The following is a 13,958-nucleotide window of genomic DNA, read 5'->3' on the forward strand; positions in this document are numbered from 1 at the left end:
GGCTGGCCCCCGAGGGGGCCTGGATGTGCGCCCCCTCCCCGGCCCTCCCCCCGAGGGGGAGGGAGGGCGGGCTTTGCTTCGCTTGCCCGCTTTGGCTCGCTTCGCTTTGCCTGGCTGGCTTGCTTCGCTTCGCCTTGCTTGCCTTGCTTTGCCTTGCTGTCTTTGCCTGCTCTGCCTTGCCTTGCCTGCTCTGCCTTGTTCTCTATGGCTTGCTTGGCTTTGCCTTGGCTTGGATGGCTAGTTCAGGATGGTGATGCTGGGGGTGCGGACGGGGAGCACGGCGGTTTCGCAGGTGCCCAGGTCGTCGGAGGTCACGACCCAGGGATGCGAGACGTAGGTTTTCTGGATGTAGCTGTCGCCGGGTTGCAGGCGGGTGTAGTAGACGCGGCGGCCTTCGTAGTTGAGCCAGTAGATCGTTTTGATTTCTTTGCCGTGGTTGATGAATTCGATCTGGGTCGGGCGGGCGGCGTCGTGCGAGCGCAGGGTCTTGCCTTCGCCGGCGCAGGGGGTGCGCTCGGCGTGGGTGGCGGGCGACAGGGCGTGGCTGGCGGCGGGCAGCGCGAGGACGGCGGCGCCCAGGGTGACAGCCAGGAGGCAGGCGGAGGTCCGGGTCTGCCGGTGGGCGGGACGGGACATGCTCGGGGGTTCCTGGGTCAAAGGTCTATCCACGCGCGCGCCCGGGGGAAGTACAGCGCGGCGCGGGTCGGGCGGCCGTCCAGGGCGGTGACCTGGGCGCAGTAGCGGCGCAGCTGCTCGCCGTGGCGTTGGCGCATGCGCGCGGCGTAGGCCTCGGCGGATTCGCCGGGCTGGGAACGGCCGGTCTTGTAGTCGACGATGAGCCAGCCGTCCTCGGTGCTGAGCGCAAGGTCGATGACGGAGACCTTACCTGCGGCGTCGATCAGCGGCCATTCGCGGCGCGCGCCCGATTGGGACAAGAGCCATTGACCGCGCGGGTCGGACAGGGTGGCCAGCAGCGTTTCCAGCACGGCTTCGGCAGCGGCATCGGCCTGGCTGGCGGGGATGCCGGCGCGGGTCAGCTGGCGCCGCATGGCGGACAGGCGGCTGGCCAGCGCCGTGGCCGGCCAGGCGGCGATGCCGTCGCGGCCGATGCGTTCGAGCCAGGCGTGCGCCAGCGTGCCGATGGCGGCGTCATGGCCGGCCTCCAGCTGCCAGGCGGGATGTTCGGCGGCGTCGCCCCAGCCGTCGCGCGCGCCGGCCGAGAAGCCCGGGCTGAAGCTGGGCTCGGCGCGGCCGGCCAGTTGCGCCAGTCCGGCGGCGGAGATGCGGCGCAGGGGCTCGCCCTGCCATTCCGGGCTGTCCTCGGCGCCGCGCGTGGCCTCGCCTTCGCGCGACGGCGGCGCGGGCGGCGTCAGCCAGGGCCACAGGCGGCCAAGCAGGCTGGCGGCCGGCGGGGCCTTGGCCTGACCGGCGTCGTCCACCGACACATGGCCGACCAGGTGCAGGCGCTTGCGCGCGCGCGTGGCGGCCACGTACAGCAAGCGGTCCACTTCATAGGACGCGCGACGTGCCTCGCGCGCGCCCAGGTAGCGGGACACGGGATCGGCCTCGGTCTCGGCGCGCGGCTTGACCGGGCCGAACAGCACCCGGTCGCCGTTCTGCTCGAAGCGCACCAGCGGCGCCTGGTCGCCGCGCGGCGCGCGATGCAGGCCGTACAGGATGACCGTCTCGAATTGCAGGCCCTTGGACTTGTGCATGGTCATGATCTCGACCGCGCCGTCCTCGCCCGCCGCGTCGGGCGCGGCGAACAGCCGCGCGATGCCGGCTTCCAGCGCGGCCATGTCGATCGCGCCGTGCGGGGCCAGGCGCTCGACCAGCTGGAACAGGCTTTCCGCGTCATTGGCGACGGATAGTCCCGTGTACAACGCCGGGCCGCCGAGACGGCGCCAACAGGCCTCGACCCAGGCCGCGAAGGGCATGGCGCCGGAATCGTTGCGCGCGTCAAGCAGGACGGCGGCGGCCTGGCGCAGGCGTTCGTATTCGTCCGCGCCCAGCACATCGCGCGCACGCGGTCCGGCCCGGTCCTCGGCCTCTCGCACAACGGGCGGTGCGTCGAACAGAGAGCCTTGTGCGGGCATCTGCGAGGCAACGGGATCCGGTTCGCGCAGCGCGCGCTCCAGCAGCACCGGCACGGGCGTGACGTGGTCCTCGCCGAACAGGCGTTGCAGCGAGGTCAGCGTCAGGCCGCAGAACGGCGCGCGCAGCACCGACAGCCAGGCCAGCCGGTCGGCCGGATGCGACAGCGCCCGCAGCAGTTGCACCAGGTCCGCCACCACGGGCCGCAGGGCCAGCGGCACCAGGTCCACCGCGCGGCAGCTGATGCCCTCCTGCGTCAACCGGCGCGTCAGGTTGCCCAGATGACTGCGCGCGCGCACCAGCACCGCCACGGGATGCTTGCTGCCCTTGTGTTCCTTGAGCGCCTGCCGCACCAGCGCCACCGCGATGTCCTCGGCCTGCTGCTCGGCGGCTTCGGCGTCTGCGCGCGACCAGGCGGGATGGAACTCCACGGCCGTGCCGGGCAGCGCTTCATGGAAGGCCGTCGACGCGCTATAGGCGATGGCGCCCGCGATCGGGTCGTTGCTGCGCGGCATCAGGCCGACGAAGGAACGGTTCACCCAGTTCACCACGCCGGCCTGCGAACGGAAGTTGTCGGTGAGGTTCAGGAATTCCGGTTGCAGCAAGCCCACGCCCTCTTCCTTGACCTCCAGGAACAGGCGCACTTCGGCCTTGCGGAAGCGGTAGATCGACTGCATCGGGTCGCCGACCAGGAACAGGCTGCGGCCGTCCCCTTTCTGCCAGCCCGAGGTCAGCGTGTTCAACAGGTCCAGCTGCGTCTGGCTGGTGTCCTGGAACTCGTCGATCAGCAGATGGCGGATCGAGGCGTCCAGCTTCAGCAGCAGTTCGCCGGGATCGTCGGCATGGCCCAGCGCCGACGCCGCGCGCTGGGCGATCTCGATGAAGTCGATTTCGCCGGTGTCGGAGAAGCGCAGCCGCAGCTGCGCCACCGCCAGCTTCAAGGTCATGAGCTGCGCGCCCAGCACCCGCCACTGCGCGTCGGTGAAGGCGGGATCGGGCATGTCGCGCGCGGCGTCCAGCCGGCGCACCCATGGCGCGTCGGCGTCGGCGCTTTCAAGCCAGGCGACAAAGGGTTCCTTGTGCGCGCACTTGGCCGGAAAACCCAGGTTCTTGTTGACCGTCTTGCGGAGCGAGCCGGTGCCGGTCAGCAGCAGATGGGCCAGCGCGCGCCACGCGTCCAGCGCAAAGGCGTCGGGCGGCAGCTCGTCGGTCCAATCCAGCAGCGCCGCGAGCTTGTTGTCTTCCTCGCCATCCTGCAGCTGTGTCGCGGCCAGCCGCGCCGGGCCGCTCAGCGCCTCGGCCCAGCCCAACGGCATGGCGTCGGACAGCGCCAGCAAGTCCACGCCGATGGCATCGGCCAGCCATTCCTCCATGCTCTCGCGGTCCGAACCGTGGGCCAGCAGCGGCAACCACTGGTCGCGCTGGCCGAGCATGTCGGCGATGGCGTCCTTGGCGGCCTGCACGTCCACGTCCAGATGCTCAAGCAGGATGCGGACTTCCTCGAAATCGTCGGCCAGGTCCAGCGTGGCGCGGGCCGCGGCCTCGTAGTGCGCGCGCGCGTCGTCGGTGATCTCCGGCATGCCGCCCAGCTCCGACAGCCAGGGCATGCTGCGCACCAGGCCGGCGCAGAACGAGTCGATGGTGCGGATGGCCAGCCGCGCCGGGTGCTCCAGCAGATGCCAGCCCAGTTCGTCGTTGCGCGCCAGTGCGTCGCGCGCCAGTTCCCAGCTGCGGCGTTCGTGCATGGGCTCGGGCATGGGTCCCTGGCCGCGCCGCAGCTTGCTCAGCACGCGCGCGTGCATTTCCGAGGCGGCCTTGCGCGTGAAGGTGATGGCCACGATTTCCTCGGGCCGGTTCACCGTGGCCAGCAGCGCCAGGATGCGGTCGGTCAGCAGTTCGGTCTTGCCGGAGCCCGCCGGCGCCTGCACCAGGAACGAGCGCGACGGGTCCAGCGCCTCGGCGCGCGCGGCATGGTCGTGGGGCTGGCGTTCTTGTTCTGCCATCTAGGCGTCCTCATCGTCCAGGTGCAGCCGCAGGAACGGCAAGGCGTCGCAGTATTTCAGGTCGTCGCGGCGATAGGCCACGTTGGGGGCCACGCCCGCGGCGTATTCGTCGGCCAGCGCCTCGATCGCCTCGCGCCAGCGCTGGCGGATCTCGGGCCAGGACAGGCCGTCGAAATACTTGCTGTCCTCGGCCAGCGTGACGCCCGCCATGCCCAGGTCGACATCGGCCAGGCCCTGCGCCGCCACTTGCCGCGCATGGATCTGCGCCAGCACCAGCCCGGCCACCTCGGCGCCGGAAGCGTCAGCCAGCACGGAGGCATAGAACGGCAACTGCACGTTCACGGGCCGGCGGCGCGACCAGTCGGGTTCGGGCTTGGCGGCGGACGCGCCGGTCTTGTAGTCGACGATGACATTGCGGCCGTCGTCCAGCGTGTCAATGCGGTCCAGCCGCAGCTTGAGCATCAGCGCGCCGCGCTGCCATTGCTGGTCCTTCTCGACCTGCGCGACAGCGAACGGCAGGCGCCGCGCCTCCAGGTCCAGCCAATTGGCCAGCACGCGCCGCGCGCGCTCGCATTCCAGCGTCTTGAGCGCGGGGGAGTAATCGGTCAGGGTCTCGTCGGCGGCCTGCGCCACGGCCTGTTCCAGCAGGGGCCCCACCCGCGCCTCGGCCATGGCCGCGTGCAGCGCGTCCTGGTCGGGCAGCATGCCCCAGGCCAGCTCCAGCGCGCGATGCAGGAACTGGCCGCGCACGCTGATGGCTGCCACATCGGCATAGGCCGCCATCGCGCGGCCGCCGAGACGATGGCGCACGAAGGCCCACAAGGGATTGCGCGCCTGCGTGTCGAGCACGTCCAGGCCGCCGCCCCCGCGGCCGCCCGGCGCCAGCGGCGGACCTTGCCGGTCGTCCAGCGACTCCTGCGGCAGGGGCTCGGCCGCCGCCTGTCGGGGCGGCGTCCAGTCCAGCGGCGCGGCGTCCGCGATCAGCGGCGACGGGCGCAGCTCGCGCTCGCCGTCCATGTGCGCATGGCTGACGATGATCTCGGGCGCGCAGCGACATAACGCCGCATACATGCCTTCGGCCCATTCGCGCTCGCGTTCGGGCGTGGCGCGCGGCGCGCGGGCCTGGCGCAACACCGCCAGCGGCAGCAGCGGATTGGGCTTGGGCGAGGCCGGCAGCACGTCGTCGGTCAGGCCCAGCACCCAGACGCCATCCCAGTAACCGCCCTCGGCCTCCAGCAGGCCCAGCACGTCCAGCCGCGCCGACGGGTCGCGCTGCGGCTGGAAGGTGGCCGTCCTGGCCACGCTTTCCAGCAGGCGCACGGCGGCCTGCCCGCCCAGCTTGCCGGCCGCCGGCGCCAGCGCCGAAAAACTGCCCAGCGCCTCGCCCAGCGCGCCCATCACCTGATAGGCCACACTGTCCAGCGAGGCTTCGCCGGGAAAGCCCAGCGCCGTCAGGGCCGCCTTCATGCGTGGCATCCATACGTCGCAACTGGCCTTGCGGCCGCCTTGCGTCCAGATGTCCATGGCCTGGTTCCAGGCCTGCGCCAATACCGGCGCCATCGAGAGCTGCCTGCGCCATTCCTGCGCGCTGACGCGCTGGCGGGCATCGCGCCGCCAGCGCGCGTCGATGGCCGACAGGCGCGAACGCTCGCGCACATCGCCGGCGCAATGGCCGGCCAGCAGCGCGGCGCCCAGCGTCTGCACGCCGCAGCCCTTGCCGTCCGCGCATTCGGCCAGCGCGCGAAGCCAGGCCAGCGCGGCGCGCGCCATCGGCCATTCATCCAGCGGCCGGCCCACGGCCACGTTGAACGCCAGCGCGGGCGCGCCGTCGCGGCCGGCCAGCGCCTGGCCCAGCACGCGCCGGGCGAATACGGATTCGGCTTCCAGCTGCGGCGAGACGATGGCGTAGCGGCCTGCCGGATGGGCCTGCAGTTGCGCCGCGGCCCAGCTCGCGGCGGCGCGCCACTCGCTGCCCTGATCCGGGGCCTCGAAGCGGCGCGGCTGCGCGGGCGCGCGCTGCGCGTCGCGCCACTGGCCGATGTCCGAGCCCTGCGTCGCGAACGCGTCCAGCAGGCGCGCGAAGCGCGGCGAGACATCGGTGAAACCGGCCAGCACCAGCCGCTGCGGCGTTGCCAGCCTGCCCTGACCCAGCGCGTCCAGCACGCGCGCATAGCCCTGGTTCGCATCCTCGGCATCCAGCTCGGCCAGGGCCGCGCGGTAGCGCAGGCGCCAGCGGGCAAAGCCCTTGTACTCGTCGGTGTCCGCGCCCGATGGCACGCGCAGCTCCCACTCGTCCATGAGCAGGTCGGCGTCCATGGCCAGTCGCGCCGCCTGGCGCGCGTCCAGCAGCACGCGCGCAGCCTCCTCGGCGCGGATCGCCTCGGTCCACACCATCTGCGTTGCGAAGCTGTCCAGCCGGTATGCGGGCATGTCGCCGCCCGCGTCGAACGCCAGTTCGTTGGCCGACTCGGCCAGCCAGGCGGACAGGGGCACGATGCGCGGCAACTCGCTGACCTGCCGTTCAGCGCGCAACAGGCCCGCCAGTTCCAGCGTCAGGCGGCGGGCGAGGCGGTTGTTCACGGTCAGCACCAGCGTGCCGGCCGCAGGCAGGCCGCCGATGTCCGGTAATGACAGTTCAGGATAGGAAAGCGGTGCGTCCTGCATGGGCACCCGCCGCGAGCATGGTGCGCGCGGCGGCAAAAGAGGGCCAGGCCGTAGGATACAGCGAGCGCCGCGGCCTGTTTGCGTCCGGGCGTGTCAAAAACCGCAGAGCGCGGCCAGGTTTTCCCAGTGGATCTGCATGTCGGGCGTGGTGTAGCCCCAGAACGCCAGGCCCAGCGTCAGAACCAGCGCCAGACCGCCCGCGATCCGCCAGCCTCGGCGGATCGGGAGCTTGCTTTCAGGCGGGTGCGGGCTCATATCGGATTCCATGATCGGCCGGGACGGGAATGCGCGTCAGGCGGCGGCGGGCTGCGCCACCGGCTGCTCGCGCACCGGCAAGCACAGCAGCGCGGCCAGCACGGCCAGCACCACGCCCAACCACCAGACCATATCGTAGTTGCCGGTCTTGGCATAGGCGTAGCCGCCCAGCCAGACGCCGACGAAGCTGCCCAGCTGATGGCCCAGGAACACGATGCCCGACAGGGTGGCCGCATAGCGCAGGCCGTAGATCTGCCCGATCAACCCTTGCGTCAACGGCACCGTGCCCAGCCAGAACAGCCCCATCCAGGCGGCGAACACATACAGCACCCACGACGACAGCGGCAGCCAGAGCAGCAACAGGATGCCGAAGGCGCGCATGCCGTAGACCACGGCGAGCAACCGCTTCTTGCTGTACTTGCCGCCCAGCTTGCCGGCATAGAACGAACCCAGCACGTTGAACAGGCCGATCAGCGCAATCGCGGTGGCCCCCTGCGCCGCCGTCAGGCCGCCGTCGGTGACATAGGCCGGCAAGTGCAGCGTGATGAAGGCGGTATGGAAGCCACAGACGAAGTAGCTCCAGAACAGGAAATGGAACGACGGATGCCGCACAGCCTGGCGCACCGCCGAGGCCAGCGATTGATGCGGACCCGCATGGACCTGCGGACGACCGCGCAGGTAATAGGCCAGCGGCGCGGCGCAGGCCACGAACAGGGACAGCACCCACAGCGCGCCCGGCCAGTCCAGGCCGTTGATCAGCACCTGCCCGGTCGGCACCACCGCGAACTGCCCCATCGAGCCGCCGGCGCTGGCGATGCCCATCGCCGTGCTGCGGTAGGCGGGCGGGACCGACCGCGCCACCACGGGCAGGATCACCGGAAAGGTCGTGCCGGCCTGGCCCAGCCCCACCAGCACGCCCGCCGTCAGGTACAGCGTGGTCTCGTCGGTGGCGAAGCGCGTGCCGATCATGCCCAGCATGTACAGCACCGCGCCCAGCGCGATGGTGCGGCCCGAGCCGTAGCGGTCGGCCAGGAAGCCCATGAAGATACAGGCGCCGCCCCAGACCAGGTTCTGCAGCGCGAAGGCCATCGAGAACACGTCGCGCCCCCAGCCGTGGGCCAGCCCCATCGGCTGCATGAACAGCCCGAACGTGGCCCGCACGCCCATGGCGAGCAGCACCACCAGCGTGCCCAGGATGAGGGTACGCATGGAAATCTTGTCAATTTGGCTGGACATGAAAGCCGTGTCTCTTATTGAATCGTTATTGATCGTCGAAACGCCGCTCCCCTCTACGGGACGACGCTGCGCCTGGGGCCAAACCTGCCGGGCGCAAACATGAACATGATAAACAATCGGCCTCCGTGGCCGAAGAAATACCCATGCTGTCGGATGGACCTTGCCTGATGCTCCCGCTCCGCAGGCAAGAAAGGACCTCGACCGGATTCTGACCCACTCACCTCGCAAAACTGTCCTGTCAGCCACACGTTGAACGCCTGCCTATCGCTGTTACCATTCAAACGTCAGTCCCGCGGACCCTTTTCATGCCCTCCATCCCCTTCATCTCCCGAGTCCTACTACGGAACTATCGAAGCATCGGCCAATGCGATGTGAAATTGGGGCCGTTGACCTACCTGGTTGGCCCGAATGGAGCGGGGAAAAGCAATTTCATTGATGCATTGCACTTCGTCGCCGACGCCCTGAATAGTTCGCTGGATCAAGCGCTAAGCCTTCGAGGAAGCTTATCGGAAGTGCGCCGGCGATCCAGCGGGCACCCCACACACTTTGGCATCCGCCTTGAATTCCGTATCGGCGACCAATTTGGCTACTACGCATTCAGCATTGGCTCCCTCAAGAATCGGGGATTCGAAGTGCAAACCGAAGAATGCAGCCTGGGCGGCCGTGGGCACGGTCCTTTCTATCGAATAGAAAAGGGCAATGTCGTGCAGAGCAGCGAAAGGACACTGCCCGCGTTCACAAAAGACCGCCTGGCGCTCGTTGCGCTATCGGGCCTGAGCGAGTTTCGTCCGATTTTCGATGCTCTGACGAGCATGGGGTTCTACAACCTCAACCCCAAGATGATGCGAGATCTGCAAAAGCCCCAGGAGGGCCGGCTCCTGAAGCCGGAAGGCGAGAACATCGCCAGCGTGATCGGCCATCTGGAGAGGGTCAACCCAAGTGCCCTGTCGACGGTTTCCGAGTACCTGAAAACAGTCGTTCCCACTATTCATGGCGTCACCCGCGTGCAGGTTGGCCCGATGGAAACGATCGAATTCCGTCAAGAAGTCCCTGGTGCCAAGGATCCCTGGCGATTTTCCGCCCACAACATGTCGGATGGCACCTTGCGGGCGCTTGGGGTCTTGACAGCACTATTTCAAAGCAATCAGGAATTCGCGCCTACATTGATCGGTATCGAAGAACCAGAAACGGCTTTGCATCCTGCCGCCAGCGCTGCTTTGCGCGAAGCTCTCCAACGGGCCAGCAGCGTAACGCAAGTTCTGGTCACCAGTCATAGCCCCGACTTGCTTGACGACACGTCCATTCTGGACCATCAGATTCTTGCTGTTATCTCCGACGAAGGGGAAACAAAACTGGCGGGTCTTGATCACAGCGCTCGGGAAGCTATCCGGAATCACTTGTTCTCTGCCGGAGAACTATTGAAGCTGGGCCAATTGACACCAGATCCCGAAGCCTTGCGCGACCAGCAGATCAGTCAAGGCCAACTGTTCGACAAAGGAAACTCATGACTAATGTTTCCTGCATCGTCGAAGGACACGGAGAAGTTGCCTCGCTACCGATATTGTTGCGACGAATCGCCGAATGGCGGTCGCCGGATCGCCGCATCGATATCCGTCCGCCCATACGAGTACACCGCGACCGATTCTTGAACAAGGCTGAGGAGTTTTCCCGGCATCTTCAATTGGCTGCCGGGAAATCGGGTTCTCAAGGTTGGATTCTGATTTTGCTCGATGCCGACGATGATTGCCCCGTGAAACTCGGAGCGACAATAGCGGCGCGCGCCAAGAAGATCTTGCCTCACCGCCCGCTCTCGGTCGTTCTGGCAAAGCGTGAATATGAAGCCTGGTTCATAGGCTCCGCTGCCGCTTTGCATGGCAAACGAGGCCTTGCTGTCTCCGGCTCGGACCTTCAGATCGATCCTGAGTCCCCCAGAGATGCCAAAGGATGGCTGCGTCAGCGGATGGCATCCGGCTCATACGGCGAAACAACAGATCAGCCCGCCTTCTCGGCCGTGATGGATCTTCAGCAAACCAGGGAGCGGTGCCGATCCTTTCGAAAACTTTGTGACGAATGGGATCGACATGCCCTCGCGTAGTTGTCCTAACTCTTAAAGATGTTGAGAGGACGCCGGCCACAGCATGCGGCAAAACTGCCGGCACAGGATGTTAGAATGCGTGCCTCCCAAGCTGTTCTGCCACTAAAATTTTCATAATTTTCAGTGCCTTGCGAACACCTCGCCGTAGTTAAATGGATATAACCGGCCCCTCCTAAGGGTCAATTGGTGGTTCGATTCCACCCGGCGAGGCCACTTCCTTCCCCTCCATTCCCCTCCCCCCGCGCCCTTCCGCCGCGCGTGAAAATTGCCCGCGTTCAGCAGGATGAGGGTTATTCCGGGCTACGCTCACGCGCCGCGCGACGGTAGCGTCTCGGGACGCCAATTGTGACGAATCTTTCCGGCGTCAATACGTCCCCATAATTTTTTTCGGCGATGATGGTAATTCGTCTTGCCTACTACTTGAAATTACTGTTTAAATTCGACGCGTAAGCCTCTAATTCATCTGGACTTTTTTTGAAGTGCCTGACGAACGGCGTACGAAACATCTCTATACAGACTGACAAGCCTGCTGAAACCATGGCATTTACCTGGACACGTGCAATTGCGAACGCGATAGCGCCCATGGCGCTGGCGATGTGCGCGCTCCTCCCTCCCGCCGCGCAAGCCGCGAAAAATTCCGATCCTTGCAAGACCAACGCCAAATCGGCGGCCTGCAAGGCGCAACAAGCCAAGAAAGCCCCCGCCCCGTCCGCCAAGTCCGGCGCTGGCAAAGCCGCCGCTGGCAAGGGCGCGTCGCCCAAACAGGCCGCGGGCAAGGCCCCCGCCCCCAAGCAAGCCGCGGGCAAAGGCCCCGCATCCAAGCAGGCCGCAGGCAAGTCGCCCGCGCCCAAGCATGCGGCCGCGCCCAAGCAGCCGGCCGGCAAGAAGGCCGCCGCTCCCAAGGGCGGCAAGCCCGCCGCCGTGGCGCAGAAAGGCACACCCAAGGGAACGCCCAAGGCCAACGCCGCCGGCAAGGGCGGCAAGGGTGGCAAGAACGACAAGCCCAACAAACCCGGCCGTGGCCGGGCGGCGGTCGCCGCGGCGTCCTCGGCCGCCATGCCGCCGCCGGCATCGTCGGTGCGCGCCGAAGCCGCCGCGCTGCGCTCCAGCACTGCCTATGTGCAGGACCTGGAAACCTCCACCGTCCTGTTCGCCAAGAACGAGAACGTGGTGCGCCCGATCGCCTCGATCTCCAAGCTGATGACGGCCGTGGTGGTGGTGGATGCCAACCAGCCCATGAACGAAATGCTGGAGATCACCGATGACGACATCGATGGCCTCAAGCACACGACCTCGCGCCTGCGCGTGGGCACCAGGCTGAGCCGCGGCGACATGCTGCACCTGGCGCTGATGTCTTCCGAGAACCGCGCCGCCAACGCGCTGGGCCGCAACTACCCGGGCGGCCTGCCGGCTTTCGTGGCCGCCATGAACGCCAAGGCGCAGGCGCTGGGCATGCCCAGCACGCGCTTCATCGAGCCCACCGGCCTGTCCAGCGACAACGTGTCCTCGCCGCACGACCTGGCCCGCCTGCTGCGCGCCGCCTCGCAGCGCCCGCTGATCCACCGCTACTCCACCGACACCGAGTACGACGTCGAGATCAACAACCGCACGCAGACCTTCCGCAACACCAATCTGCTGGTGCGCAAGCCCGACTGGGACATCAAGGTCTCCAAGACCGGCTTCATCAACGAGGCCGGCGAGTGCCTGGTCATGCTGGCCCGCATCAACGGCCGCGACCTGGCCATCGTGCTGCTGGACTCGCAAGGCAAGCTCTCGCGCATCGGCGACGCGGTGCGCATCCGCCGCATCGTGCAGAGCGAAGTCGCGCTGGCGCAGGCGCAGCCCGGCGGCTGAGACCGACGCAATCGCCAGATACAGATAGGGCCCGATCAGATGATCGGGCCCTTTTCCTTTGCGTCGGGTTCAGGCGGCCGCGCGTCGCCGGGTGGGCAGCGGCTGCGCGTCATAGAGCGTGGCGGGCAGGCCCTCCAGCACGGCCTTCGCGTTGAGCGAGCGGATCGGCACCGCCGCGTCCAGCGGAATGCGGCCCTCGGCCTGCAGCAGCTGGTAGCGCAGGCAGCACACGCGCAGGAAGGACGTGAAATTGGCCGCCTGGCCTCGGTATTCGATCAACTCGTCGTAGAGGCGTTCGATGAGCTGCGTGACCCGCATGCCGTCACGGCCGGCGATTTCCTCCAGCACCTGCCAGAACAGCTGTTCCAGCCGCAGGCTGGTGGCCACACCATGCAGGCGCAGCGAACGGGTTTCCGGCGCATAGGACTGCTCGCTGGCGCGGATGAAGATTTCACACATGGGAGCTCCGGATGCGGGGGACGGAACGGCGTGCCATCCAGGCGGGGACGCCTGCCGTCCAATGTACGACGATAGCCGCGGCAGCGGCAAGGCGCTGACGGGCCCCGTCCCCGACTCCGGCATCTTGATCCATGTCATGGTCGTCCGTGGCCAGACGGCCGACGATAGGGATATCGACCACACAACGGAGGATCCTATGGACAAGACCATGAAAGCCGCCGTGGCCAGGGCATTCGGCAAGCCGCTGGCCATCGAGGAAGTCGCAGTGCCCCGCCCCGGCGCGGGCGAGTTGCTGGTGAAGATCGAGGCCTGCGGCGTCTGCCATACCGACCTGCACGCCGTGGAAGGCGACTGGCCGGTCAAGCCGAATCCTCCGTTCATTCCCGGCCACGAAGGCGTGGGCCACGTAGTGGCCGTGGGCGCCGGCGTCACCCATGTCAAGGAAGGCGACCGCGTCGGCATCCCGTGGCTGTACTCCGCCTGCGGCCATTGCGAGCATTGCCTGGGCGGCTGGGAAACGCTGTGCGAACAGCAGCAGAACGCCGGCTATTCGGTCAACGGCGGATTCGCCGAATATGCGCTGGCCGCGGCCGACTATGTGGGCCTGCTGCCCGCCAACATCGGCTTCGTGGAAATCGCGCCCGTGCTGTGCGCCGGCGTCACCGTGTACAAGGGCCTGAAGATGACGGACACGCGCCCGGGCAACTGGGTGGTGATCTCGGGCATCGGCGGGCTGGGCCACATGGCGGTGCAGTATGCCCGCGCCATGGGCCTGAACGTGGCGGCCGTCGACATCGACGACGCCAAGCTGGAGCTGGCCCGCAAGCTGGGCGCCGAGGTGGCCGTCAACGCGCGGACCACGGACCCGGCCGCCTACCTCAAGCGCGAGATCGGCGGCGCCCACGGCGCGCTGATCACCGCCGTCTCGCCCAAGGCCTTCGAACAGGCGCTGGGCATGGTGCGGCGCGGCGGCACCGTCGCGCTCAACGGCCTGCCTCCCGGCGATTTCCCGCTGTCGATCTTCGACATGGTGCTCAATGGCGTGACCGTGCGCGGATCCATCGTCGGCTCGCGGCTGGACCTGCAGGAATCGCTGCAATTCGCCGCCGAGGGCAAGGTCCGCGCCACGGTCGCGACCGAACGGCTGGAGAACATCAATCACGTGTTCGACCGCATGCGCAGCGGCCAGATAGAAGGCCGCGTGGTGCTGGACTTCGCCTGAGCACGCCCCCGGCGCCACACGCGCCGGGTTCGCCAAAAAAGCGGATCCGGGATGACGCGAAACGTCATCCCGGATC

The 13,958-nt window shown here is 67.5% G+C and carries 10 protein-coding genes and 1 tRNA gene; 5 read left to right on the plus strand and 6 right to left on the minus strand.

From position 1 onward, the window contains the following. Window positions 1-237: 237 nt before the first annotated feature. From AC6LJ9_RS28355 to AC6LJ9_RS28375, 5 genes are all read right to left on the minus strand, one after another. Window positions 238-636: a VHL beta domain-containing protein gene (locus tag AC6LJ9_RS28355; protein ID WP_498150146.1), complete on the minus strand. Its 399-nt coding sequence runs from the start codon at window positions 634-636 to the stop codon at window positions 238-240. A gap of 17 nt (window positions 637-653) precedes the next feature. Beyond that, window positions 654-4,097, minus strand: coding sequence for a UvrD-helicase domain-containing protein (locus AC6LJ9_RS28360; protein WP_498150147.1), 3,444 nt, complete (start codon window positions 4,095-4,097; stop codon window positions 654-656). Further along, window positions 4,098-6,761 carry a PD-(D/E)XK nuclease family protein gene (locus AC6LJ9_RS28365; RefSeq protein WP_498150148.1) on the minus strand — a complete coding sequence of 888 codons (2,664 nt, stop codon included), beginning with the start codon at window positions 6,759-6,761 and terminating at the stop codon, window positions 4,098-4,100. Window positions 6,762-6,854: 93 nt separating this feature from the next. Continuing rightward, window positions 6,855-7,016 (minus strand): hypothetical protein, encoded by a 162-nt coding sequence (locus tag AC6LJ9_RS28370; RefSeq protein ID WP_212315579.1) that lies wholly within the window; start codon window positions 7,014-7,016, stop codon window positions 6,855-6,857. 36 nt (window positions 7,017-7,052) lie between these two features. Further along, window positions 7,053-8,252: an MFS transporter gene (locus AC6LJ9_RS28375; protein ID WP_498150149.1), complete on the minus strand. Its 1,200-nt coding sequence runs from the start codon at window positions 8,250-8,252 to the stop codon at window positions 7,053-7,055. Between the two features lie 305 nt (window positions 8,253-8,557). On the opposite strand from AC6LJ9_RS28375, the gene AC6LJ9_RS28380 reads away from it, so the two are divergent. The 4 genes from AC6LJ9_RS28380 to pbpG all read left to right on the plus strand — a co-directional run bounded on the left by AC6LJ9_RS28380 (window position 8,558) and on the right by pbpG (window position 12,201). Then, a complete protein-coding gene (locus tag AC6LJ9_RS28380) occupies window positions 8,558-9,760 on the plus strand; it encodes an AAA family ATPase (RefSeq protein ID WP_498150150.1) in 1,203 nt (400 codons plus the stop codon). Beyond that, window positions 9,757-10,347 carry a DUF4276 family protein gene (locus tag AC6LJ9_RS28385; RefSeq protein ID WP_498150151.1) on the plus strand — a complete coding sequence of 197 codons (591 nt, stop codon included), beginning with the start codon at window positions 9,757-9,759 and terminating at the stop codon, window positions 10,345-10,347. Before AC6LJ9_RS28380 ends, AC6LJ9_RS28385 begins: the two co-directional genes overlap by 4 nt. Window positions 10,348-10,485: 138 nt before the next feature. After that, window positions 10,486-10,560: transfer RNA gene (locus AC6LJ9_RS28390), tRNA-Arg, on the plus strand. Between the two features lie 381 nt (window positions 10,561-10,941). Beyond that, on the plus strand, window positions 10,942-12,201 hold the full coding sequence (gene pbpG, locus AC6LJ9_RS28395; protein WP_498150152.1) for a D-alanyl-D-alanine endopeptidase: 1,260 nt from the start codon (window positions 10,942-10,944) through the stop codon (window positions 12,199-12,201). 69 nt (window positions 12,202-12,270) lie between these two features. Here pbpG and AC6LJ9_RS28400 read toward each other — a convergent pair whose 3' ends face one another. After that, on the minus strand, window positions 12,271-12,660 hold the full coding sequence (locus AC6LJ9_RS28400) for a ribbon-helix-helix domain-containing protein (protein ID WP_498150153.1): 390 nt from the start codon (window positions 12,658-12,660) through the stop codon (window positions 12,271-12,273). A 196-nt stretch (window positions 12,661-12,856) separates the two neighbouring features. Between AC6LJ9_RS28400 and adhP the strand changes: the two genes are divergently transcribed. Further along, window positions 12,857-13,882: an alcohol dehydrogenase AdhP gene (gene adhP / locus AC6LJ9_RS28405; RefSeq protein ID WP_212315587.1), complete on the plus strand. Its 1,026-nt coding sequence runs from the start codon at window positions 12,857-12,859 to the stop codon at window positions 13,880-13,882. The last annotated feature ends 76 nt before the right edge of the window (window positions 13,883-13,958 follow it).

This window comes from Achromobacter sp. 1011811831 (assembly GCF_059760905.1).

What these genes read in the sequence shown, in the direction of transcription:
- adhP (WP_212315587.1), top strand. Translation starts at nt 12,857, where the DNA reads ATGGACAAGACCATGAAAGCCGCCGTGGCCAGGGCATTCGGCAAGCCG.
- AC6LJ9_RS28380 (WP_498150150.1), top strand. Translation starts at nt 8,558, where the DNA reads ATGCCCTCCATCCCCTTCATCTCCCGAGTCCTACTACGGAACTATCGA.
- AC6LJ9_RS28375 (WP_498150149.1), bottom strand. Translation starts at nt 8,252, where the DNA reads ATGTCCAGCCAAATTGACAAGATTTCCATGCGTACCCTCATCCTGGGC.
- pbpG (WP_498150152.1), top strand. Translation starts at nt 10,942, where the DNA reads ATGTGCGCGCTCCTCCCTCCCGCCGCGCAAGCCGCGAAAAATTCCGAT.
- AC6LJ9_RS28365 (WP_498150148.1), bottom strand. Translation starts at nt 6,761, where the DNA reads ATGCAGGACGCACCGCTTTCCTATCCTGAACTGTCATTACCGGACATC.
- AC6LJ9_RS28355 (WP_498150146.1), bottom strand. Translation starts at nt 636, where the DNA reads ATGTCCCGTCCCGCCCACCGGCAGACCCGGACCTCCGCCTGCCTCCTG.
- AC6LJ9_RS28400 (WP_498150153.1), bottom strand. Translation starts at nt 12,660, where the DNA reads ATGTGTGAAATCTTCATCCGCGCCAGCGAGCAGTCCTATGCGCCGGAA.
- AC6LJ9_RS28360 (WP_498150147.1), bottom strand. Translation starts at nt 4,097, where the DNA reads ATGGCAGAACAAGAACGCCAGCCCCACGACCATGCCGCGCGCGCCGAG.
- AC6LJ9_RS28385 (WP_498150151.1), top strand. Translation starts at nt 9,757, where the DNA reads ATGACTAATGTTTCCTGCATCGTCGAAGGACACGGAGAAGTTGCCTCG.
- AC6LJ9_RS28370 (WP_212315579.1), bottom strand. Translation starts at nt 7,016, where the DNA reads ATGAGCCCGCACCCGCCTGAAAGCAAGCTCCCGATCCGCCGAGGCTGG.